Source organism: Halostagnicola alkaliphila, from assembly GCF_055379965.1.
The window spans coordinates 366462-390032 of the sequence record NZ_AP043827.1 but is presented as its reverse complement, the minus strand read 5'-3'; the positions used below and the strand labels follow the sequence as shown (position 1 = coordinate 390032).

The window sequence follows — 23571 nt, the reverse complement described above, 5'->3', positions numbered from 1 at the left end:
GTCCCCCTGCGGACGGGATCGACAACGGGAACGCAGTGAGACCGATGACTGATGGCGAATTCACTCAAGCCGAGCTGTTCGACGTGTTCAGCAACGCTCGCCGACGACGGACTGTACAGTATCTCAAACAATGCAACGGCTCCTGTGATCTCTCATCACTGGTCGAACAGGTTGCAGCCTGGGAGAACGATACCGACCCGGAGACGGTCACTCGAACACAGCGACGGCGCGTGTACATCTCGTTGTACCAGACGCACCTCCCCATGCTCGAGGATCACGGTATCGTCGACTGGAACTCCGAGGATCACGCGATCGAACTCATTCCGGGAGAGGAGACGTTCGAACCGTATATCGGCAGACGACTCGAGAATCAACGCCAGTGGGAACGCGTCTACGCGCTCGTTACGGCGGTGGGTGTCGGTGCGCTGGCGCTGACGTGGCTGTCGGCCGGTCCGATAACCGCGGCGATGGCACCACTGGTCGCACTCGTCCTGTGTGTGCTCGTCCTGTTCGTCGCGCTCGCCCACCACGTTTCTCGACGTCCCAATCTGTCGATTCCGTTTTCGGCGAGTAGCCGGTGACTTCACGCTCGCCCCACTCCGCCGACACCGAGTAGCCTGTGCTCTCGACACCGGCGGATCCGTCTTCGAACGTGTTCACGTCGGCCGGCCCGTCCGTATCGTCTCGCTATCCCATCCTCCTCTCGAGGCAATTTAGAAGTTAGTCGCGTGGATGTGGTTCGATGGAGTTTCTCTTTGTCGGAGGGGCGCCCGCGCGTCGGTGATTGGTCCAGTCGTCTTCCAGTGTTCGCATCGAATGCAGTTTCAGAACGTCTTCTGAATAACGAAGTCGTTATCGACTACTGCTACCCATTGTTCAGCTTCCTTGAGTTATCTCGAGGTCGAAAACACGTCTATTTCCTCGTCTGAACGCGCGAGGTGTGTCAGCGCCGCTCGCTACAGGAGCGTTCCTACTGAAGCGCTCCCGAAGATTTCGTCGAAGCCGATTCCGCCGTCATCGTCATCATCGCCATCTTCACCGTCTTCGCCATCTTCACCGTCCTCGCCATCTTCACCGTCCTCGCCGTCTTCGCCGTCCTCACCATCCGCTCCGTCGGCTCCATCACCATCATCCTCCTCGTCCTCATCGTCCGCTTCGTCGGCATCTTCGTCAGCGTCTTCATCGTCCGCTTCGTCGTCCTCGATCGCTTCTTCCGTCTCCTCCTCGAGGATGCTCACCCAGAAGTGCGTGTCCTCGTCAGCGTTATCGTTCGTCGGTTCAGCAGGGACGCCATCCTCGTAGAGAAGAACGCTGATCCGAACCGATTCTCCGTCTTCGGCAGTCGGCGTCACGTTTCGCTCATCCGTGACGGTATTCCCGTCGGAAACGTTCGCACTGAGTTCTCCTAACTCCGTCCGCTCGGTAATTTCACCGTCCTCGAAATATTGCTCCTGAACGACGAGCGTGTACTCCATATCTGCGCCCTCTCCGTTTTCGACCGAAAACGTGATCGGGATCGATTCACCGGGTTCGATCTCGTCCGGAATCTCGCCAGCCACGATGTCCCCGTCGTCCGTTTCCGTGAACAGTCCGAGCTCGGTAAACCCGCCGGCTGCGGTCGGGGAGACGAACGCGAATACCAGTCCACTCGCCGCAACGATAATAGCAACCCAGAGGATTACCGACGAAGCAGTCTTCGTAAGCCCGCTCTCGGCGGATCGTCGTCTAACGGAGCCAAAGGGTGTGATGGTAAAGCGATCTGGGTCGGGAACGCGGAAACGGCGTACGACGCCGATCTGTGACCCGCCGATAGTCAGTCCCGCGAGCGCGGCCGCAACCGTCTCCGTCGAAAGTCCCCAGCTGGTCACGGCGAGTATCATGACGACAGCCGGGACGAGTGCCAGTGAGAGAGCGAACGAGAGCCCGAGCCGCTCGACCGTATCAATTCCCCGCAACTGTTGTTCGACCGCGCTCGCATCGGCACCGGTTGTACGCCGGGCCTTCGCCGGGAACACGATCGCGACGAGCGCGTATCCCGGCAAGAACAGTACGAGTACGAGCGCGACGAACGTCCGAAGCTCACTGCCAGCCGGCATGGTCGAAACGATGTAGTACGCAAGCAGCGCGGCCAGTGAGGTGAGTGCGAGGTCCAGGGGGTAATCGCGAAGGAGCTGGAATCGAACCCACGTTTTCGTTCGTAGGCTCATCGGTAGCACACCTCTGTGATCGTCAAAAACACGGGTGATAACGCTTCCATTTGCAAACTGTTGGATTCATAGTCTCTCTCGGGTTTTGTTATGCTCGAACTACCGACTCGGGGCCTAGTTGCGGAGAGAGAACGTTTCGCTTCAGAAACATACGTTACAATGTCGTTGCTCGGGTTTTGCACGCCACAGTTACCGATCCTCCGGAAGTTTCACGGCACAAACTGGGCTCGAGCGAATTTCGATCCTACTATCGTGAGAAACCGGTCCGAAAAACACACTCGGCCGTGACCGGGGGGATATCGCCGCTGACTCGATACTCGGTGGCGAGTGGATTACAAGTCGACGTACTGTTCTTCCCATTCGCGCCGTTCGTCGATACGTTGGGTTCCGGCCTCGGTAATCGCATAGTAGTTGGTTCGTCGGTCGAGTTGTCCCTTTTCGACGAGTTCTTTGTTGACTAATGTGTCGAGATTCGGGTATAACCGACCGTGATTGATCTCCGAGCTATAATACTTCTCGACCTCGTCTTTGACGGTTTGCCCGGACGGTCGATCTGCGCCGGAAATTACGTACAACAGGTCTCGCTGGAAGCCGGTCAGGTCGTGCATTGCTCAATCGGGTTGACCGTTCTGTTGAACGGATATTTGTTATCCGTATCATACAGGTTTTCCCGACTCCTTTCACTATTGTTGCTAGGAATTAAATTGTTTGTTCCGGTGAGTGACACGATTTCTAGTAGCTCGACGATTCGACTCGAATAGGTCTCCTACTCGCTAATTTGAGTTCAAGCGATGGGTAATGGAACCGATTCGATCGCCTTCGATCTCGACCGCGTCGCGTTTGCCTTGTTACTCGATACTATGTCGGTATATTCGACTTTGGATCCTCACTCGTGTTGGCTGGCGATCGAAACCTCGATTCCGTCCGTTCCAATCTGCACGTGGAGACTCTCGATCGTGGCTTCGTACGCGGTCGTGTGTGACCCATCCTCTTCGAACCGAATACACTCGGCGAGGAGTCCGCTCTCGAGTAAGTTGTTGATTCGTCGGTAGACTGTCGCCGAGGAGCTATCCGTTCGGGCCGTTAGTTCCTTGGCCGTTCGTGGGTTCTCGCTCGTGGCGACGAGAATGGTCCGAGCGCATTCGTCACCGAGAATGTCTAGTTGTGCTTTCGATTCGAGTCCTGTCTCCGTGCTCGTGTTAGTCGCTTGCGTTGACATAGTTTGAATCACCTATTGGACGGGGGCTGTGTCGTCGGGCTTCGTTGCACCCTCGATCGTTCGAGAGGAGTCAGTACAGATCGTCTCTGTCTGTTCCCGACCCAGCTTCCTCCATCACATTCTAGCTATCCTTTCGGTAAGCGATAGTGGTATTTTATAACGATGTACCTTACAGAAAGAAGCGAGAACATTATTTCACGAAATTTTATATTTCGAAAGAGAAATACCGGCTTTTCGTTGTCCCAAATTGAAAACAACGGACTGTTGCCGAGTCAAATCCCAACCAATACGGGTGAATTCACGTTGATCCCCTGCTCTGGTTGAACGTCCCAAACCCCACGGAAAGCACACTGAAACGCCAGATATAGCTGTAGAAACACCGTATTTACCAGCAGACCGAACCCACTCACTCAGTGAACAGTCAACGTCCTTTATTCGCATCTGAGGGCCTTCATTGTAGTACGTCCGACTGAAACCGGCGTGAATAACGACGCTATCCGACCCGTTCCACACGCGCTGTGTATTCGAGTCATACACACTCCAGTCGGGCACTGAACAATTGGTCGACGATAGGCGGTCCACGGATTCTGGACTGCTCGTGGTTGGCCGTCCCTCATACCCATGACACCGAAGCAACACAACTGGCGACCGATGGAATCGTCGACGGCTGGCGCACGCTGTCGAAACTGCGGCACCCACGTCACACAACAGTTTGCACGCGTTTTTGGCGACAACGGTGACATCGTTCATGGGTGTCCAGGTTGTACGACCTATCGCGAGATGCAATCCGGCGGTCACCTTCCCGGCGACTAATTCGGACGACTAATTTTGGACTGATCTCGAACCACTCGTTGTCCCCATACCGAACTGCAACGTAGATATGCTGTTTGAGACGATCTCTTCTCGATCGGACGGTTTCACCGATCTGGGTGTCTGTCGTTCGTGGCCGCCGATAGTATTCCCTGCCACCTCTCAAACTGCGTTCGGCTAATTTGAGACTCGCAATCAGCAACGACGACGCTATTCGACAATTTAGCAATATATCTGGCACGGTTCGCGATCAAGACTGTCAAGCATAGCGTAAGATGGCGCTGGCGAACATCTTTGATAGTGATTCCCGTACACAGCCGCGAAACTACGGTTCGAACGCCTATCGAAAGAGCCCACTATCGATAGGACCTTGTGGCCGTTCGAACGCAGTATCGGCGGACGGTAGAAAGCGGCTGATGAGGGCGTTAACGAGATCATTACGAACCTGTTTCGATGCCGTCTAACGCGTTTTTCTCGATGTGGCAAGTAGACACTCTCGAAACACTGATTTCGATGATTTGTTACACCTACTGAAACAGTACGCTCGCGTAGATAAGTATCCATTAGCTATCATGCGGCAGCTTAAAGTTGATAGTGCCCAAACAACAGATTATCTATGATGGTTGGTGGTGAACGTGGTGCTCAGTGATCCTACTTTGGTCCGGGTCTAATCAATGTCCGTACAAACGAGTCGGCCCGACGTACTCGAGGAAAGCGAGGTCTTCCATATCCTCGGAAACGATAGACGACGTGCTATCGTACAGTTACTGGCGACGAACACGGAACGAATCGATGTGTCGGATGTCGCGACCGAAATCGCAGAGCGCGAATCCGATACGACTCCAGTCCCGAACAACCTCTACAAGAGCGTCTACGTCTCGCTCCAGCAGACGCATTTACCCCAGCTCGAAGAAGAAGCGGTCATCGAGTACGATTCGGATGCCAAGACGATCGAACCGGGCGAGAACTTCGACGACGTGCTCCGGTATATCGACGGCAACGAATCGGATCGAACGATGATTCTCACTGCGCACCTCGTTCTCTGTGTGCTCGCCCTCGCAGTCATCGCACTCGCGGACTTTAATCTCCCGCTTCTCTCGAGTATCGATCCGGTCGTCTGGAGTATCCTCGTTTTCCTCGCGGTCGCGGCGAGCAGCCTCTACGCCCTGTTGAGTTGAGCATCGTTCATCCGCTTCTCGGAACCGCTTGAGCGCTCGAGACTGTCTCTCTCGATTATTCGATTGCGAACCGTCTGCGCACTCGGGCAGTATTCGTTTGGACACGGATCACTCGGGTCACACAAGTCGTCACTCGTTCCGATCTGAACGCTCGGAAACTGCGGACTTCGCACGAAAAGCCGTCATCGATTGATGGCCGAAAAAAACGCCTGAACGGTGGCGTTGCCAGTACGTCAGTTCGCGAGCGGCACTAGCTGCTCCTCGGTGGCTGCTTCGTCGTCGTCAGGCTGATCGTCGGTTGGTTCGTCATCGGTAACTGGTTCGTCCTCAGCGTCGTCCGTCACCGGATCCTCTTCTGGTCCGTCATCAACCGCATCATCGTCAACAGGATCGTCCATTCCTGGCAGTTCGAAGTCGTCACCAATGATGACGATGGTGGCTTGTTCGATCGTGACGGTCAGCGATTCATCTGCTCGTTCATCGTCCTCGACTGGGTCATCTTCGGGGGCGTCGTCAACAGGGTCATCATCGGGGGCGTCGTCAACAGGGTCATCATCGGGGGCGTCGTCAACAGGGTCATCATCGGGGGCGTCGTCAACAGGGTCATCATCGGGGGCGTCGTCAGCGGTGTCCTGTACAGGCTCATCTTCGACGGCGTCGTTCATGTCGTCCATCTGCGCGTCATCGACGAAGACGAAGATGGTGGCCTGTTCGATCGTGACGGTTAGTTCTTCTTCGGTTAGTGGGGCATCATCGTCTTCTTCATCGACGGGTGCGTCATCGTCATCTATTGGCGCATCGTCGTTGTCGTAGTCGTCTTCCTCATCGACGGGAGCGTCGTCATCATCTATTGGCGCGTCATCGTTGTCGTAGTCGTCTTCCTCATCGACGGGTGCGTCATCGTCATCTATTGGCGCATCGTCGTTATCGTAGTCGTCTTCCTCATCGACGGGAGCGTCGTCGTTATCGTCGACTGGCGCATCGTCGGTGAGATCATCGTGGTCGCCGATCAGCACGAAGGCGGTTGCCTGCTCGATCGTTACTGACTCGTCATCGTCTACCGGGGCGTCATCGTCATCTATTGGTGCATCGTCGTTATCGTAGTCGTCTTCCTCATCGACGGGAGCGTCGTCGTTGTCGTAGTCATCTTCTTCATCGACGGGGGCGTCGTCGTTGTCGTAGTCATCTTCTTCATCGAATGGCGCATCGTCGTTGTCGTAGTCATCTTCTTCATCGACTGGTGCGTCGTCGTCATCTATTGGCGCATCGTCGTTATCGTAATCGTCTTCCTCATCGACGGGGGCGTCGTCGTCAGCATCGTCGATGCCGTTATCGTCGACAGGGTCCGCATCGGTCATTTCCTCGAGCCCCTCAACGGTGACAAATACCGTCGCTTGCTCGACGGTTACTTCGTCATCTTCGACATCGTTGTCGTCGACGCCGTTGTCGTCAACGCCGTTGTCGTCGACGGGTGCGTCATCGTCATCTATTGGCGCATCATCGTTATCGTAGTCGTCTGCTTCATCGACGGGGGCGTCGTCGTTATCGTGGACGTCGTTATCGTCCATCTCGTCAGCGTGATCGCCGACTGAATGGATCGAACTCTCCTCGATCGTTACGGTGAGGTCCTCGACGGTGTGTGTTACGTCGGCGTCGTCGTACATGGCATCGTCGTCAGCCATTCCGACACCGTTGTCGTCAGTGGCGTCCATCATATCGTCGTCATCGAAGACGACGTAGACGGTGGCCTGTTCGATCGTGACAGTCATCGCCTCATCCGTTACCGGATCGTCCTCGATTGGATCGTCTTCAGGCCCGTCATCGACAGGATCATCCTCCATATCGTCATCCGCGACGCCGTTGTCCGTTGGCTCATCAGCTGTGTCGTCTTCCGGTTGGTCCGCCTCGATTTCATCGTCGGGTGCGTCCTCTTGCGTGACGGTCTCGGCTGGTGACGCGCCTGCCACCATCGCTCCGCTCGAGACCACGAGCATCAGCGCTGTTACCACGACGAGTAGTTGATTGCGTGCGTTCATGTCTGTGCCTGGAAGGCATTGGGAAATCGGTACTTCGGGGCATAAACCGAAGCAACCTTTCCGATAAGAAATTCGTCAATACGGTCAAACAGTCCGCTTAGCGGTCGTCTCAGAGCGAGAAAACGGGTATTTATCCCTGAAACGTCACGAATTGTTCGACCCGTCGGTCGATTTCGACGCTGTCGGTTCGTGTCCGGGCAGACAAACCAAGTTTTCCCGGCCGAGGCGTAGTTTGGTAATCTCCTCGTCGTCCTCGAGTTCGGCCAGGAGCCGACTCACTTTTGCTTTCGACCAGTCGACCGAGTTCACGATTTCCGACTGCTTCATTCGACCGCCGTTTTCGTCGACGAGTTCACAGACTTTTTCTCGGTCAGTTTTGAATTCCTGTTGACTAGCGCGGGGCTCTCCGGACCCAGTCCCGTCGTTATGCAACCGGTTTTTAACGAGGAGCGTGCTCCCGAGGACGACGAGAACGACCATTGCGGCGGCCGCGACGAGTTGCGTACTCCACTCGAGTTGGAGGATGTGTGTGGTTCCACTAGTCCCCTCGAACTCGGAACGTTGCCATCCGAGAGCGATGAGAGAGGTCGCTGTGGAAACTGGGGCATCAGTGGTCATTGCTGTGGCCAGAGTCGATGAGCGTTCACCGTCGATACCTTCCACGTCATGGTGCTACAAAGTAATTTTTATAAATCATTTTCTGTTATTGGGTTCGTTATATGTGATTGTGTAACTCTCTCCACCCGCGGCAACTGACTTCTCGAAATCCGATACTGTACTAGTGTCATCACGCACGAAATTTCATCCCGTTCTTTCCTGGCCAGGGGTCACGACGCTTACTTTGGGCCGTTCGTTCGAGGTGAGTTCCGCAGGTAGCCATGTGCGCTCGAGTAGTCGCGTCATTCGGGATGTCGATTTGGGCTCGAATAAACCGGGTTGGACGTTTGTGACCGTTAGCGCAGGTTCACCTCGAGTTTGACCCGGTAATATCTCGCTCTTTTGACTGTCCACATTTCTTCAATCGTCGCGCAATACCGAGCTACTTCTTCTGATTTTGGAACCGAAATCAGTTGTTGAATCGGTGTCGATGACCGAACACCCCCGGGATGTCGGTCCGGCTAGACTCCGGGAACACCGACGGCATCGAATCCGGTCACGCCGAGGACGGCAAGCGCGTACAGAACGATCAGGACCGACGCCCACGCTACTATCGTGATCGCCGCTGCTTGGACCCACCCGCCGGGATACCGTGCGTTGACCACAGCAAGGTATGCAACGAGGGCCAGTAGTGGACCGAGCAGTGGAATCCATCCGAAGAAAAATCCGACGACTCCCCAGATAATCGCGCCGAGCAACGCGGTGACGATTGCGTAGGTGTAGTCTTCCGTATCGACGATGACCCGCGCACCGACGTATATTCCGACCGCTCCGATCAGGAGACTCACGATGAACACGATTAAGCTGTCGATCATAACCGATTGGGAGGCTTCCGACACCGTTAGTTATCAGTCACTTACAACGACGGGTATCGAGTTTAACGCCGGAGTGGAGTAATTTCCGTTCACTGTGTAATTCCACCTCGGTTCGAAATATCACTGTTCTTGCGGAACGAACGTCGTTCTTTATTGGGTGTGAATTCGGTAGTATCCACTAGCTAGCGATCCGTATTCGGGCACTATGTGTCCACTCACACGGACGCTGTTGTGTCCACGCTTTTTCTCGAGCAGTAACGATATACGTGTCCACAGAGATGCGAACGATATGGAACCGGATTTCGCGACGACCGAAGTAACGTTCGAGCGGGATACTGGAATCGGGTACGTTCTACTGGATCGGCCGGATTCGCTGAACGCGCTGAGCGAGCAATTGCGCGAGGATCTCATCGGTGGGCTGGAATACCTCGAGTCGTTCAACGACGACGCCGACGAAATCGCCCTCCGAACGGTCGTCCTCGAGGGTGCGGGCGAAAACTTCTGTGCGGGTGCCGATATTAACGAGTTCAGCGAATCAACTCCCGGCCGGAGTTCGGAGCGAACTCATTACGATGTCATCACGGATTTCCCGGTCCCGGTAATCGCGAAGATTCGGGGGTACTGTCTCGGCGGCGGCCTCGAAACTGCGCTGGCCTGCGACGTTCGCATCGCTCACGAGGAGAGCCGGTTTGCGTTTCCGGAAGTCGATCTCGGAATCATCCCGGGTGCGGGTGGCGTTCAGTACGTCAGCCGGTTAGCCAACCCGTCGAAAGCGATGGAGCTGGCGATGACCGGCGAGCACGTTTCGGCCTCGAAAGCCGCCGATCTCGGCATCGTCAACCAAACGTACGGCGACGATTTCGAGGACGAAACGCGAGCGTTTGCCGAAACCATCGCGTCGAAACCACCGCTGGCGGTCCAGGCGATCAAGGAGTCGGCAACCCTAGCCTCCCAGACCGGCCTTCAAGAGGGCCGGCAGTACGATCGACGGGAGTTCGAATCGCTTCTCGAGACCGAGGATCACGAAAAGGGAGCCCGCGCCTTTGCCGAGGACGAGTACGAACCGGAATTTACCGGCCGCTGAGGCGGGAATCAACCGCACCAATCGAGAGGGAATCCGAGTCGGCAGGACTCATCCTCTCGAGTCGATCGATGGCAGCTCGACTTCTTCGTCCACCGCGGATTCGATCGTTTCGGCGGTACTGAGCGATTGAATCCCCGCCTCGAGGGAGACCCGCGGTTCGAACCCCAGCTGTTGGGACGCCTTCGAGATATCGGCCTGACTGTGACGGACGTCTCCAGCACGCGGCGGTTCGTGGACGATCGTCGAGTTGCTGTCGGTGGCGTCCAAGATGATCTCTGCGAGTTCGAGGATCGTCGCTGATTCACCGGTCCCGATATTGTACGCCTCCCCAGTGCGATCCGTCGTCGCGGCGAGGAGGTTAGCGTGGACAACATCGTTGATGTGGACGAAGTCTCGAGTCTGTTCGCCATCGCCGTCGACGGTCAGCGGGTCGTCGTTTTGCGCTTGTTCGAGAAACGTCGAGATGACGCCGCTGTAGGGTCCCTGTTGACGCGGTCCGTAGACGTTGAAATACCGCAACGCGACCGTGGGAAGATCGTAAAGTTCGTCGTACAGTCGTGCGTACTGATCGATAGCGAGTTTCTGGATTCCGTACGGTGATGTCGGGTCCGGAGCCGTTCGTTCCGAAACGGGGAGTTCGTTCGGATGGCCGTAGATCGCCGCACTCGAGGCGAGCACAACCCGCGCGTCTTCCTGGCGGGCTTGCTCGAGGATGAGGACGGTCGAATCGAGGTTCGTCCGATTGCTCGTTCTGGGTTGGTCGACGCTCTGGGTAACGCTGACGAGGGCGGCTTGGTGAAAGATGATGTCGACGCCGCGAGCAGCCTCTTGCAGCGCGATTGGATCGCCGATATCCCCTTCGACCGTTCGCACCTCGTCCGGGAGATTCCGTCGGTGCCCGCTCGAGAAATCGTCGAGCACGCGAACGTCGTTGTCAGGAACCAGTGCGTCGACGATGTGACTGCCGATAAAGCCTGCACCGCCGGTGACGAGAATCGTCTGATCGCGAATCCGTGGCGAGTTCATCGAACTAACCGTGTCTGTACTGTCCGTTTAGTATGCCAAACATACCGGTTGGTAATTCCCTCCTACTGAGGATCGCTGGGGATAACACCTGACTTCCGTTCGATCTACGCGGAGGTTGAGACGCGATTCATCGGGCTCCTCGCCGTTCAACAGAAGCTATATCCGCACCTGACCGAAACGTGTCGTCAATGACCGTCGATCTCGTGGTGAAAAACAGCACCGTCGTGTCATCGACAGGCCGGGTGACGGACGCCGGCGTCGCCGTGGAAAACGGCACGATCGTCGCCGTTGGTCGCAGTGGCTCGCTCCCCGATGGAAATCGAGTCCTCGACGCCGGAGGCAACGTGCTGGTTCCGGGAATCGTCGATTGTCATATCCACAACCGTGAACCGGGACTCGAGTACAAAGAAGACTGGGAGTCTGCAACCCGTTCTGCAGCCGCAGGTGGCGTAACGACGGTTGTCGGAATGCCCAATACGGATCCGATCATCGATCGACCGGATCGACTCGAGTTGAAGTACGACCGCGGCGAGACTTCGGCGCACGTCGACTTTCAGAGCTACGCCGTGATCACGTCCGAGAACCTCGACCTCATCCCCGCACTCGACGACGCGGGCGTTCTCGGCTACAAGATTTTCCTCGGCTCGACCGTGGGCGACGTTCCGCCGCCGTCCGACGGAGAAGTGCTCGAGGCGATGAAGCGGATCGCGAAGACGGGAAAGCGGCTCGGCTTTCACGAGGAGAACGACGAGATCATCGAATACTACGAGCGGGAGTTCAAAGCGGCCGGAAAGAACGACCCGATCCATCACTCCCACTCCCGGCCGGTCGTCGCCGAACGCGAGGCGATCGAACGAACGATCACCTTCGCCGAGGAGACTGGTGCGAAAATCCACATGTACCACGTCTCCTCAGGAACCGGTGCCGAAGCCGTCGCGCGCGGAAAAGCACGCGGCGTGGACGTGACCGCGGAGACGACACCCCACTACCTCTGGTTCACCGAGGACGTCATGCACGAGAAAGGGAACGTCGCCAGAGTCCAGCCGCCGATTCGAGACGAGGATGAACGACGAAAACTTTGGGACGTCGGCATGGACGACGGAGCGATCGATTTCGTCGCGACTGACCACGCACCTCACACCGACGAGGAGAAGATGGTCGACGATCCGTTCGGAAACACGTGGGAATCCATCTCCGGATTCGTCGGCCTCGAGACCGAAGTGCCGGCGATGCTCACTTTCGTCGACGAGGGTCGATTAACCCTCGAGGAGTGGGTTCGCCGCCATTCGACGCGCCCGGCCCAGGTCTGGGGAATGTATCCCCAGAAGGGATCGCTTCAGGTCGGTACCGACGCCGACTTTACGATCGTCGATCCCGACCGAGAATGGACGCTCGAGGATCGGAACGCGCTTCACTCGAAATCACGCGTCACACCGTTCGAGGGCGAAAGCTTCACCGGAAAGTCGGTGTCGACGGTCGTTCGCGGAGAGGTGGTCTTCGACGACGGTGAACTCGTCGGAGAACCCGGATACGGGACTCGTGTTATCGTCGACGACGGGCTATAATTCGGCCTCATACGGCCGGTTGTAATTGTTCACCGGTAAGGCTCGTGTTGCCCAATTAGCGAATACGCATTGTTGTCCTTCTATTGACTCTCTTGCAGAATAGATATTATGAGAAATAGGGAAAACAGAGAAAATGCCAGACTAAATAGCTTCCATTCAGGAACCAATCCTTGCTCAGTCGTAGACCTTGTAGCCGTAGTCCCCAGTAACTGCTTATATAGCCAAAAGCTGATTAACCAGTTCATAGACGCTATTTCACCGTAGTCCTCCCTTCTTCATTTCTCCTTTTCCTTTTAAGTGTTTCATATGGTTCCACTGGCTGGGTTTCGAAACAGTCACATTAAATCATATATAAGAAATATTATTGCTGGCGTTGATAGCTATCGTTAGCAGTTCATAACTCGAGCGGTATCACGATTTCTTCTCTCCGTGTTTGGTCTTCGTACTGGGAACCGTGTTTATCTGAGCTGGACGATTTTTTAGTGGTTGTATTCCACCTTGAACTCAGTCGGTGCGGAAGGCGGATAGGATAACATCCGTACCTGTGTATGGCGTTTGATATTGGGAAACGATAATCGATTCTATTACTGCTGAAGGGCGAACAGCAGGAGATTGCGTGAATTCTAGCGGACTTTGTCGTCCACAAGGGGCGGGCCAGAAATCCTCACGTCCCTATTACAAACATAAGGTTGTAATTTCCCACCACTCACACTCCAACGAATTCCCGTATGGTGGAACAGCGATTCGAATATGGATCTGTGTTTCCATATAGTAAACCCTGTTTCCCAATTCAAACTACTCGTCTTCGACGGCAGTCAGAAGAATTATCACTCGAGTTAACGACCTGAACATATGGGTCAGATAGCAATTCAGTTGTATTCGCTCCGCGACCTCGAAAAACCGCTTCCAGACGTCCTAAACGAGATCGGTGAGACGTCGTTCGACGGCGTCGAGTTCGCACACCGAGTACGTAACGCAGACGTCGCGGAAGTCGCTCGAGCCCTCGAGCGAACCGGCCTGGCTCCGGCTGGGGCACACGTCGGACTCGAACCGCTGGAGGACGATTGCTCGTCGACGGTCGAGTTCTACGACCGCCTCGGTTGTGAGACGTTCGTTGTCCCGTATCTCGACGAATCCCACTTCGAATCGGTCGAGGCCGTCGAATCGACGGCGAACCGACTATCCGACGTCGCGGACGACCTCTCGGGGTACGGAGTCGACCTCCACTACCACAACCACGACCACGAGTTCGTCTCTTGTGGGGAACGGACCGCGATGGTCGAACTACTCGAGCGAACGTCCGACGCTGTCGGGTTCGAACTCGACCTGGGCTGGGCGAACGTCGGCGGCGTCGATCCGGCGGCGTTTCTCGAGCGATACGAGGATCGGATATCGCTCGTTCACTTCGCGGACGCCGATATTGACTCCGGTTCGCCGACTGAGCTCGGCGACGGGGACCTTCCCCTCGAGGAGTGTCTCGACGCCGTTCGGCGTGCAGATTTCACGTGGTCCGTTTATGAACACGATCAGCCGACCGATCCGCGCCGTTCGCTCTTCCGCGGCGCTGAAGCCCTCGAACGGCTCCGTTGACTGCCATGGTACACTGCGGTGGGAAAACACTAAGCGGCTGTACTCCAATTGTTCGAGCCGTGATCGCGCTATGAGAGAGTATACTGCCGCAATTGTCGGTACAGGACCCGATCCGTCGACGCCGACGGTCGACGGATTCGCGATGGGGTATCGACACGCCGAGGCGTATCGAAACAACGACCGATGCGATATCACTGCGTGTGCGGACATCGTTCCGGAAAACGCGGATGCGTTCGCGACGGAGTTCGATGTTCCGTCCGCTCGTGTTTACGAAGACTATCGGGAGCTCCTGCAGGAAGTCGAACCCGATATCGTGAGCGTAACCGTTCCCCCGCAGGTTCACGAAGAAATAGTCGTGGAGTGTGCGCGCAGCGGCGTCGTCGACGCGATTCACTGCGAGAAACCGATGGCCCACACGTGGGCGAGCGCTTGCCGAATGGTACGGGAGTGTTCGCGCTGTGACGTACAGCTAACCTTCAATCGACAGCGTCGATTCGGTCGCGTCTTCACCGAATCAAACCGACTGGTCGACGAGGGTGCGATCGGAGCGCTCCAACGAATCGAAATCGGGTGGGGCGACTTTTACGATACGGGGGCACACACGATCGATCTCGCCGGGATGTTTAACGACGACTGCTCCCCGGAGTGGGTCATCGCACAGCTCGATTATCGCGACGAAGACGTCCGGTTCGGAGCGCACCAGGAAAATCAGATGTGGGCTCAGTGGCGGTATTCGAACGGCGTTCACGGCATCCTCTCGACCGGAATCGACAACGGAATGCTCGAGTCGGCGTTCGTCCTCCGTGGGACGGACGGGGTCGTCCGTATCGACGTCGAGGACGGGCCAATGGTCGAACTCGAGCGAAACGGAACGCGGGAATCAATCGGCGTCGGCGGGGAAACCATGCACGCGTCCGGCTTGGAGCAGGATCGGTTCGGATCGCGCTTTCACGACCGGGTCGTCGATCACTTGCTCGAGTGTCTCGACACCGGAACCGAACCCGCAATTAGTGGGCGGATCGGCCTCGACACGGCGGAGATCCTGTTCGCCGGATACGAGTCGGTTCGCAAGCGCGGGCGCGTCGACCTCCCGCTGTTGATCGACGACAATCCGCTCGAGTCGATGGTGTCCGCAGGAGAACTGACGCCCGAGCCGCAGGCTGGTGACGAGTGAGACGGACTGCCGTCCGTCATTTGCGGAGCGGCCGCGACCGTTCTGCGGTCGCTCCGAAATCGCGACGGTAGACCGTCTGAGCGGAGCGAAGCTTCACGTAGAAATCCGGCTTCAGCCAGCCGACAGCCGAGACGCAACTTTATTTCCCTCGATACGAACAGGGTAGTTATGACCGCAAATCGGGACCAATTGATGATCGGGGTCGTGGGGCTGGGAACTCACGGGATGAATCACGCGCGGGTCCTTCGTGATCTCGGTCACGAAGTGGTCGCAGCGGACGCGGATCCGACGACTCGAGCGACGTTCGAATCCGAGTTCGAGACGGATCCGTACGAGCACCCCTCGGAGCTATTCGAGAGCGACATCGAGGCGGCGATTATTTCGACGCCGACGAAGTTTCACGAACCGGTCGCAACGTCGGCGTTCGAGGCGGGGGTCGACGTACTCGTCGAAAAACCGCTGGCGCACACGCTCACCAGTGCAGAACGAATCGCGGCCGCAGCGAAACGAACGGAGCGGATTTGCATGGTCGGATTTCACCACCGGTTTCGCAACGCCTGCACCGTTCTCGAGGAGTATATCGAGCAGGGATACCTCGGGGACATCACTCACATCGACGCGAAGTTCATTCGAAGACGAGGCGTTCCGGGCCGCGGGACGTGGTACACCTCGGACGAAATCGCCGGCGGCGGCGCGCTCATGGATGTCGGGAGCCACGCGCTAGATTTGCTCTTCAGTTTCTACGACTGGCCGACGATCGAGAACGTTCTCGCCACGGCGAACGCGGAGTTCGGCGGACAGGAATCGTACGCCTACCTGCACATGTGGGGCGAAGACAGCGAAGCCAGAATGTACGATGTCGAAGACTCGGTGAACGCCTTTCTCGAGTTCGAAGACGGACGAACGGCCGATATCGAAGTCGCCTGGGCGGCGAACACGCAATCGGTTCACAGCTACGACGTCCGCGGAACGGAGGCGGGCGCTTCGCTCGAGATTACGAATACGCTCGAGGAGATCGATCCGACCGGCAATCGGAAAAATACGCTCGATCTCTACGAGGTTCGGAACGGCGCCGTCGATCACTTCGTCAACTCCGAGGTCGTCTGTCCGCGAAACGATCCCTACCGCGACAAGCTCTCGACGTTCCTCGACGCCGTCGTTTCCGGTTCGCGCCCGGAACAGAACAACGTTCACCAGGCTATGCGCGTTCAGCGGGCGATCGACCGGCTCTACAGCGAGGTCGACTACTGAGCGATCCGCTGGTACGGTGATCCGGTACGGAGCCCGCCACGTTTATTCGGTTTCCCTCCGTCGGGCACGGACATGAACGAACGCCAGGCGGACACCGGGAAGACGATCAAATCGGTCGAAACCATGATTCGCCTGCTCGAGGGTATCCGGCGTCGCGAAGCGGTTGGCGTTACCGAACTCGCGAACGATGTCGGCATGTCCAAGAGCACGGTTCACCACTACCTCAGAACGCTCGAGCTGTACGATTGCCTCGAGAAGTCGAACGGCACGTACCAGCTCGGTCTTCGGTTTTTGACCTACGGCGGCCAGGCACGCTCGCGACAGCGGATCTACCAGCTCGCAAAGAGCGACGTCGACCAACTCGCCGCCGAAACGAGCGAGCAGGTTCGGTTGGTCGTCGAACGCGACGGGTACGGGATCACGATCTATCAAGCCGAAGGGGATCATCTCGACCACCCGCGTTCGTACGTCGGCTCCGTCGACGAACTCCACTGTACGGCCGCTGGAAAGGCGTTCCTCGCCGCACTCTCCCCCGACCGCGTTGTGGAACTCCTAGACGAAACCGAGCTGGTTCGGTATACGGAGAACACGATCACCGACCGGGACGTGCTCCTCGAGGAACTGGAACAGATCCGATCGCGAAAAGTCGCGTACGACGACGAGGAACGGACCGACGGAATTCGGTGCGTGGCGGTGGCAATCACGAACCGGTCAGATGAACTACTCGGGGCAATCAGCGTCTCTGGGCCGACAGAACGGATGGCGGACGAACGGTTTCGGTCTGAGATTCCGAGCCAACTGCAAAACATCGTCGGCGTCGTCGAGATCAACACGACGTACTCCGATTGGGGGGATAGCGCGTGACCTGCGGTCGAAAGTAGCAACCGACGCCTACGGGGCGAGTTCCGTCGGTAACGGTATCGTTCGACGAATTGGTTGGTGATGCCGGAAGCGGATCCTCGAAGCATACAAACAGTTGTCACTACCGCATTCTGAGTTGACACGATTGATCGATGGCGAGCGATATCGATCACAGCGAAGGAATTGGCATCGCTTGTAACCCTCAGGGCACCGAATCTTGCCGCTCGGTTCTCGGATACCGTCTTCCAGTTGGCACCTGGCGAATGGGTCAGCACGGAACTCGAGACGGTCGCAAAAGCCCCTAGCTTTGGGGTCGAGATCCGGCAACAGCTCTCAATTTCGAGACTCTGGCATATCCGTTCGCAGGAGAGCAACTACTGACTGTCGTTCTCGACTCGCTCGAGCAGGCCGTTCATGTACCCGATCGCGAACAATCGCCCCATCGTTTCGTAGCCGGGATTGTCGTTCGTCTCGCCGGTCATCGTGGGCACGTGATCCGGGCGTGCGGGCCCGTCGAATCCGACGTCCCGATAGGCTTCCATCGCGGCGAGCATATCCGTCGGACCGTCGTCGTGCCACGTTTCGACGAACCCGTCGGCGTCGCCCTTGACGTCCCTGAAGTGGACGAAGTTGATGCGATCGCCCAGCCGTCGAATCGCCGAGGGAACGTCGACACCCATCGCGGCGAAGTTTCCTTGACAGAACGTGACGCCGTTGTGCTCGCTGTCGACGATGTCGAGGACGCGTTCGTACGCCTCGACGCTATTGATGATCCGTGGAACGCCGCGGACTTCCTTGCGAGGCGGGTCGTCGGGGTGGAGTCCGAGTTTCACGCCCGCCTCTTCGGCGACGGGAACGACCCGCTCGAGGAAGTGCTCGAGGTTCTCCCAAAGTTCGCCCTCGGTAATCGGCGGGATATCGGGCGTCGGTCCGCGGCTCATCTGCTCGTTATCGTAGGCCGTCGTGACCGAACCGCCTCGGGACGGAACCGACGTCGCGGTTCGAGCCCATCGGATTCCGGCCATCCAGTCGTAGCAGACGACGGGAACGTCGAGTCGACCCAGATTCCGAACGAACGTGCAGAACTCGTCGATCTCTTCGTCCCGGCCGGGTTTGCCGAGCCGAGTGGTGTCGGTCAGCGGAACGCTCCCTTCGATCACGCTGAGGTCGATTCCAGCGTGTTCGAAGCGATTCTTCCATCGCAAGAGTGTGTCGTAATCGGTCGGTCGACGCCCGTCTCCGATCTCGAGGGTGTGGACGACGGCGTTCGTGACGCCCATCTGCGTCGCAATTTCCCAGCGGTCGTCTTTCGTCGGCGGAAGCACGAGAGCTATATCCATGCAATATTCACGCGATGTAGCTGTCATTTCTCGTGATTCGCCTTATGTCTTCCTTTGCTGGAGATCGAGTCTCGAACGACCACGACGCTGGCTGTCCAAGATCCCGTTGTCCACACACCGCGTTTCCCGTGGACTCGAGAAAACAAGGTGCTCTTCGTGCCGGCTTGAAGAGACGATACCTATAATTGACTGTCTCGAAAAAGAACGGTATGGCCATCGATCGAGTCGCAGTTACTGGTGCCAACGGAAAGATCGGGAAAGCGATCGTCGCCGAGTTAGCCGGTCACGGATACGAAACGATCAATATTTCCCGAGGTAAACGCCGTGAAGAGATTTCGGAAACGTTCCAGTCGGTAGAGCTGTTGGATGCGGGTGCGGTGTACAGTTCGCTCGCGCGAACGGACGCCGACGCTGTCGTCCACATGGGAACGATCCCGGGCCCGACCGACCATCCCGGATTCGAGACGTACGAAAGTAACGTCCAATCTGCCTATCACGTCCTCGAGGCCGCGACGAATCTCGACCTCGAATCCGTCGTACTTCCCTCGAGTATCAACGCGATGGGGGCCGCCTATCAGGAAGCGCCGACCGACGTTCGATACCTTCCGGTCGACGAGGACCACCCGTTGACGCCCAGGGATCCGTACGCGGTCAGCAAACACGCGATGGAGGTCACCGCGGGCGGGTTCGCCCGAAAACCCGACGCGCCAACGATTTCGTCGCTCCGGTATCCGTGGGTCGGAACCGACGAAGAGCTTCGAGAGACGTTCGTCGACGCGGATCGGTCGCTCGAGGGACTCGAGGACGCATGGCATCACACGACGCGAGACGTGCTCTTTTCGTACCTACACATCGAGGACGCTGCGTCGATCGCACGGCTCGCCGTCGAGGCGTCGTTCGACGGACACGAGCGGTTCTGGGCCGTCGCGGAGGACACCTCCGCGGCGGTAGATTCGACGGAATTGGCGGAACGATACTATCCGAATGCAACAGTCCAAGCGGCGTTCGAAGCGCAGGAGTCGCTCATTTCGACGGAGAAGGCTCGCCGAATCCTCGGCTGGGAGCCGAAACGAAGTTGGCGAAACGTGTAGTCCGATCGTCCCTCGTTGATCGGCTACCGCGCAGAATCATACAGTTTCTGTCAGTTGTGGAGACCAAAGCGCGAAAACGGCTCCGTTTCGACGTGGTGTTCGTTCCGAATACCACAAAATCCATCGAGAAGCCTTCAATACGAGGAATTCGTTATTGGCACACAAACAATATGATTTATTAGTGTTATTTATAGATTACACGAACACGAGTACAAACAATCGATTCTAACGGAAAACCGGAAGCACTCGAGGAGGACGAGCTGATATAGTTGATTCATCACACGTATCAGATTTTCCATAATAACGATAGCATTCAGTTTACCGTTATTTTTCCGTCGAAGTGCCGCGGTCGGCGTACCACTAGCCGGGCACTGTCAAATGGGTCGTCTTTCGGCGCCCGCTAATCAACATCCGCTCGAGCACCGTCGGGCGCGCAAGATTTATGGAACGAAGTGGTAACATGGTGGTATGAATCGAACGACCGCACACTCGAAACGGGCTTCGTTTCGATGAGTTCCCAACGGCCGACTCGTGAGGTGTTCTGGGACATCGTCAACGACTACAACCGGCTGTTCATGGCGCTTTTGTACATCAATATCGTCCTCCTCGTTCTCATGGCCGTCGCCATCGCTCTCGGTGCGTTGCAGACCGAAGCGCACGTTATCTCCGTGATCAACGTCGTACTCCTCGGCGGCACGTCGCTATTGATCGGATTCGTCGTGTGGCATTCGAGATCAAGAGGCGAATGAGGTCGGCGAGACTCCCTCGACCGATCACCGGTCAAAAACGACGGCAAACCTCACGATTATTCGGGAGTTATTTACAGTTGTGGCTGTTGGCTATTCACATGGAAGAAGAGCGCCTGAAAGAGACACACGTAGGGGAACCCGTTTCCCCTGACACGGATCGCATCGATATTCAGACTCTCGAGTCGATGCTCGGGGACGAGCGTGGGCAGACGCGAAAAGATGCGCTCGACGCCGCCGTTCGGATCGGTAAATCGCAACCGGACCGGATAACGCCGCTTGCGGGCCGCATCGTCGACCGACTCGACGATTCGTTTCTCGTCGCTCGAATGACCGCGGCAAAGGCGGTTTCGACGCTCGCTCGACGACGACCGGGTGCCGTTTCTCACGGGCACGCACAACTTTGCAGTTTGCTCGAGGAGGACCCGCCACTCATGCGGTCTCGAGCCGCCGATGCAGTCTCACACCTCCTCGATTCGGATCCGGAACCGTTCGTCGAGCACGGCGGGCAGTTCCTCGAAGTCCTCCTCGACGGACCGACGGTCGAGACGGGAACGGACTCGTTGCTACCCGACGACGATCCGTCTCTCGAGGAACAAAAAGCGGTTCGACAGATACGGAAAAATCGCGGACAAGCGCTATCGAACGACAAGCGACGGTCGGTGTACGTTCGCCGCGTCGCCGCGGACAGTCTCAGCTCGATCGCTCGAGTTGATCCTGAAACGTGCTCACAACACGTTCCTGACTGTCTGGAACTCTTCGAAGACGAGCAGGCGCACGTTCGCGGTGAAGCGGTCGATTTCGTGAGACACGTCGCCGAATGGGATTCGGGCGCTGTCGAGGGAGCTATCGACCCGCTCGCGAATCGACTCGAGGACGACGCCGAGTTCGTTCGGGCTCGGGCGATTCGCGCACTCGGGTTCGCCGAAGCGACGCAAACGATTCCGCAACTCAGGGCCGCCACGGCGACAGAATCGGCAGACACCGTTGCAGAACTCGCTGCGACGACCGCCGAATGGCTCGAGAACCGCTCGTGAACTGGCTCGGGTACCTGCCGAAAAGTGGCTCGCGAGCCGCTCGTGACTGGTGGTAATTTGCGTACGCGATGTCAAAATTTACTATAATCATATAGATCATTAGAAACGTTTATGTGTGTTGCCATACCATGGCAGTCAGTATGGGTGAAGACCATATCGACAGGGACTACTGTGAGCTAGTATCACGCCGTAGCTTCATAGCAGCGACAGGTGTTGCCGGTTCCGCCGCGCTCGCGGGCTGTTATGGAAGCGGAGATGACGGTAACTGGTTCAACACCGCACAGGTCGAACACGAGGTCGGCCAGTACCAGTACAATCCACACGAGTGGGGCGGCTTTACGCACGCTTCGTTCGGACTCTTCGACGAATACGCACAATATCTCGTCGGGGAGGACGAGTTCTACCCGCACTTCGTCGAGGAGTGGGAGACCGACGAGAGCGAGATGACGTTACACTTGCGTGATGACTACACGTGGGGTAACGGCGACGACATCACGTCCGAGGACGTGGTAATGCAACTCGAGATCGGGGAAGAACTGGACTCGAACCTCTGGGAGTTCGCCGACGACGTCGAGGCGACGGACGACCACACCATCGTTATCTCCTACTCCGAGGGGACGAATACGGATATCATCGAACACACCGTGCTCAACGAAAGCCTCGACCACCCGCCGGCCGACTGGGAGGGGATCCACGAGCAAATTCAGGACGGAGAAGACGTCGACATCTTCGGCCACGAGATCGAAGAACCCACGCCGTCTGGTCCGCTCGAGTTGTCGAGTACGACCGATTCCTATCACGAGTACACGCTCCGAGACGACCATCCGCTCGCGGACAACTACGACTGGGAAGGGTACCGAATGGAGTACCGATCCGAAAACCAGGCGGCACACCAGTCCTTCCAACAACAGGATCTCGACGGGATCCACAGTCTCTTCGCGGATCCCGACATCATGGAGACGTTTCCCGATAGCTTAGAGGAGATTCAGATCCCGGGCGGGTTCGGATTCGGTGTCGCCTTCAACTACGACGACGAGCATTACGGCGATCGGGAGGTCCGGCAAGCGTTCATGCACGCGCTCGACCGCGATCTCGTCATCGAAAACATCGGGGAGTCGACGAGCATTAAACACGATGCCCCGACCGGGTTGACCGCGGTCGCGAACGACGAGTGGTTCGGCGATCCCACCGATCAGTACGAACCGTACGAACACGATCTCGACAGGGTCGAAGAACTCCTCGAAAGTGCGGGATACGAACGAAACGGCGACGATATTTGGGAACGCGACGGCGAAGTTCTCGAGGCGAACATCATCGTCGCCTCGAGTTGGAGCGACTGGGTAACGATGGCGAGTACCTGCGCGGATCAGCTCTCTCAGGCCGGATTCGACTCCTCGGCGGACACTCGCGGGGAGGGTGCCTGGTACGAACTGATGGCCGACGGGGATTTCCAGATAACGGCCTACGGCCACACGCAGGGCGGTGATCCGGCGATGAACCATCCGTTCTTCGCCCTGCGCTGGAAGCTTCTCAACCGAGAACACGACAGCGACTCTTCGTTTTACAATTATCCCGAGGAGGTAACCGTACCCGAAATGGACGGCGACGGGGAGATGACCGTCGACTTCAACGAGGAGTTCGAAGCGCTTGCGGCGACCAACGACGAAGCGGAGATGCAGGAGATCGTCGAACGCCTCGCGTGGGTTGTCAATCAGGACGTCCCGTTGGCGATCATTCAGGAAAAGTACGAGCAGACGTTCATCGATCGAGAGATGTGGGATATTCCGGACGAATCGGAGCACTTCCAAAGCTACTGGCCGCTCTGGTGGCTCCCGAAAGTGGACGAGATGAGTTCTGCACAATGAAAACGGATCTTACGACCGC

At 57.2% G+C, this 23571-nt stretch carries 22 protein-coding genes; 14 read left to right on the top strand and 8 right to left on the bottom strand.

All coding sequences use genetic code 11. The features are described 5' to 3' along the window. Positions 1 to 44 precede the first annotated feature (44 nt). Positions 45 to 581: a DUF7344 domain-containing protein gene (locus tag ACZ5C7_RS23835; RefSeq protein WP_464378661.1), complete on the top strand. Its 537-nt coding sequence runs from the start codon at positions 45 to 47 to the stop codon at positions 579 to 581. A 375-nt stretch (positions 582 to 956) separates the two neighbouring features. On the opposite strand, the gene ACZ5C7_RS23830 is transcribed toward ACZ5C7_RS23835, so the two are convergent. The 3 genes from ACZ5C7_RS23830 to ACZ5C7_RS23820 all read right to left on the bottom strand — a co-directional run bounded on the left by ACZ5C7_RS23830 (position 957) and on the right by ACZ5C7_RS23820 (position 3426). Beyond that, complete coding sequence (locus tag ACZ5C7_RS23830) at positions 957 to 2207, bottom strand: DUF1616 domain-containing protein (RefSeq protein WP_464378660.1); 1251 nt, start codon at positions 2205 to 2207, stop codon at positions 957 to 959. 332 nt (positions 2208 to 2539) lie between these two features. Continuing rightward, positions 2540 to 2815: a PadR family transcriptional regulator gene (locus ACZ5C7_RS23825; RefSeq protein WP_464378659.1), complete on the bottom strand. Its 276-nt coding sequence runs from the start codon at positions 2813 to 2815 to the stop codon at positions 2540 to 2542. A gap of 278 nt (positions 2816 to 3093) precedes the next feature. After that, entirely contained in the window at positions 3094 to 3426 is a 333-nt protein-coding gene (locus ACZ5C7_RS23820) for a helix-turn-helix domain-containing protein (RefSeq protein ID WP_464378658.1), read from the bottom strand. 651 nt (positions 3427 to 4077) lie between these two features. Here ACZ5C7_RS23820 and ACZ5C7_RS23815 point away from each other — a divergent pair. Together ACZ5C7_RS23815 and ACZ5C7_RS23810 are read left to right on the top strand one after the other, a co-directional pair. After that, positions 4078 to 4239, top strand: coding sequence for a DUF7563 family protein (locus ACZ5C7_RS23815; protein WP_464378843.1), 162 nt, complete (start codon positions 4078 to 4080; stop codon positions 4237 to 4239). A gap of 671 nt (positions 4240 to 4910) precedes the next feature. After that, positions 4911 to 5414, top strand: coding sequence for a DUF7344 domain-containing protein (locus ACZ5C7_RS23810; protein WP_464378657.1), 504 nt, complete (start codon positions 4911 to 4913; stop codon positions 5412 to 5414). A gap of 233 nt (positions 5415 to 5647) precedes the next feature. Here ACZ5C7_RS23810 and ACZ5C7_RS23805 read toward each other — a convergent pair whose 3' ends face one another. The 3 genes from ACZ5C7_RS23805 to ACZ5C7_RS23795 all read right to left on the bottom strand — a co-directional run bounded on the left by ACZ5C7_RS23805 (position 5648) and on the right by ACZ5C7_RS23795 (position 8922). Then, the gene (locus tag ACZ5C7_RS23805; RefSeq protein ID WP_464378656.1) at positions 5648 to 7450 is read right to left on the bottom strand and encodes a hypothetical protein; all 1803 of its coding nucleotides are present in this window, start codon (positions 7448 to 7450) and stop codon (positions 5648 to 5650) included. Between the two features lie 144 nt (positions 7451 to 7594). Beyond that, the gene (locus ACZ5C7_RS23800; protein WP_464378655.1) at positions 7595 to 8068 is read right to left on the bottom strand and encodes a helix-turn-helix transcriptional regulator; all 474 of its coding nucleotides are present in this window, start codon (positions 8066 to 8068) and stop codon (positions 7595 to 7597) included. A gap of 500 nt (positions 8069 to 8568) precedes the next feature. Further along, positions 8569 to 8922: a hypothetical protein gene (locus tag ACZ5C7_RS23795; protein ID WP_464378654.1), complete on the bottom strand. Its 354-nt coding sequence runs from the start codon at positions 8920 to 8922 to the stop codon at positions 8569 to 8571. Positions 8923 to 9211: 289 nt separating this feature from the next. Here ACZ5C7_RS23795 and ACZ5C7_RS23790 point away from each other — a divergent pair, with 289 nt between their 5' ends. Beyond that, positions 9212 to 10006 carry an enoyl-CoA hydratase/isomerase family protein gene (locus tag ACZ5C7_RS23790; RefSeq protein WP_464378653.1) on the top strand — a complete coding sequence of 265 codons (795 nt, stop codon included), beginning with the start codon at positions 9212 to 9214 and terminating at the stop codon, positions 10004 to 10006. A 48-nt stretch (positions 10007 to 10054) separates the two neighbouring features. On the opposite strand, the gene ACZ5C7_RS23785 is transcribed toward ACZ5C7_RS23790, so the two are convergent. Continuing rightward, a complete protein-coding gene (locus tag ACZ5C7_RS23785; protein ID WP_464378652.1) occupies positions 10055 to 11032 on the bottom strand; it encodes an NAD-dependent epimerase/dehydratase family protein in 978 nt (325 codons plus the stop codon). A 188-nt stretch (positions 11033 to 11220) separates the two neighbouring features. Between ACZ5C7_RS23785 and allB the strand changes: the two genes are divergently transcribed. From allB to ACZ5C7_RS23755, 6 genes are all read left to right on the top strand, one after another. After that, positions 11221 to 12597 (top strand): allantoinase AllB, encoded by a 1377-nt coding sequence (gene allB / locus ACZ5C7_RS23780; RefSeq protein WP_464378651.1) that lies wholly within the window; start codon positions 11221 to 11223, stop codon positions 12595 to 12597. 852 nt (positions 12598 to 13449) lie between these two features. Then, entirely contained in the window at positions 13450 to 14187 is a 738-nt protein-coding gene (locus tag ACZ5C7_RS23775; RefSeq protein WP_464378650.1) for a sugar phosphate isomerase/epimerase family protein, read from the top strand. 70 nt (positions 14188 to 14257) lie between these two features. Continuing rightward, positions 14258 to 15361 carry a Gfo/Idh/MocA family protein gene (locus tag ACZ5C7_RS23770; RefSeq protein WP_464378649.1) on the top strand — a complete coding sequence of 368 codons (1104 nt, stop codon included), beginning with the start codon at positions 14258 to 14260 and terminating at the stop codon, positions 15359 to 15361. A 168-nt stretch (positions 15362 to 15529) separates the two neighbouring features. After that, positions 15530 to 16612 carry a Gfo/Idh/MocA family protein gene (locus ACZ5C7_RS23765; RefSeq protein ID WP_464378648.1) on the top strand — a complete coding sequence of 361 codons (1083 nt, stop codon included), beginning with the start codon at positions 15530 to 15532 and terminating at the stop codon, positions 16610 to 16612. 72 nt (positions 16613 to 16684) lie between these two features. Further along, entirely contained in the window at positions 16685 to 17476 is a 792-nt protein-coding gene (locus ACZ5C7_RS23760) for an IclR family transcriptional regulator (RefSeq protein ID WP_464378647.1), read from the top strand. A gap of 141 nt (positions 17477 to 17617) precedes the next feature. Further along, positions 17618 to 17854 (top strand): glycoside hydrolase family 2 protein, encoded by a 237-nt coding sequence (locus tag ACZ5C7_RS23755; RefSeq protein WP_464378842.1) that lies wholly within the window; start codon positions 17618 to 17620, stop codon positions 17852 to 17854. Here ACZ5C7_RS23755 and ACZ5C7_RS23750 read toward each other — a convergent pair. Continuing rightward, positions 17848 to 18813: a mannonate dehydratase gene (locus ACZ5C7_RS23750; protein ID WP_464378646.1), complete on the bottom strand. Its 966-nt coding sequence runs from the start codon at positions 18811 to 18813 to the stop codon at positions 17848 to 17850. The genes ACZ5C7_RS23755 and ACZ5C7_RS23750 overlap by 7 nt on opposite strands. A gap of 209 nt (positions 18814 to 19022) precedes the next feature. Between ACZ5C7_RS23750 and ACZ5C7_RS23745 the strand changes: the two genes are divergently transcribed. The 4 genes from ACZ5C7_RS23745 to ACZ5C7_RS23730 all read left to right on the top strand — a co-directional run bounded on the left by ACZ5C7_RS23745 (position 19023) and on the right by ACZ5C7_RS23730 (position 23552). Then, positions 19023 to 19904, top strand: coding sequence for an NAD-dependent epimerase/dehydratase family protein (locus ACZ5C7_RS23745; protein WP_464378645.1), 882 nt, complete (start codon positions 19023 to 19025; stop codon positions 19902 to 19904). Between the two features lie 509 nt (positions 19905 to 20413). Further along, a complete protein-coding gene (locus tag ACZ5C7_RS23740) occupies positions 20414 to 20653 on the top strand; it encodes a hypothetical protein (RefSeq protein WP_464378644.1) in 240 nt (79 codons plus the stop codon). 98 nt (positions 20654 to 20751) lie between these two features. Further along, positions 20752 to 21687, top strand: a complete 936-nt coding sequence (locus ACZ5C7_RS23735; protein WP_464378643.1) for a HEAT repeat domain-containing protein — start codon at positions 20752 to 20754, stop codon at positions 21685 to 21687. 140 nt (positions 21688 to 21827) lie between these two features. Continuing rightward, on the top strand, positions 21828 to 23552 hold the full coding sequence (locus ACZ5C7_RS23730) for an ABC transporter substrate-binding protein (protein ID WP_464378642.1): 1725 nt from the start codon (positions 21828 to 21830) through the stop codon (positions 23550 to 23552). Positions 23553 to 23571 lie beyond the last annotated feature (19 nt).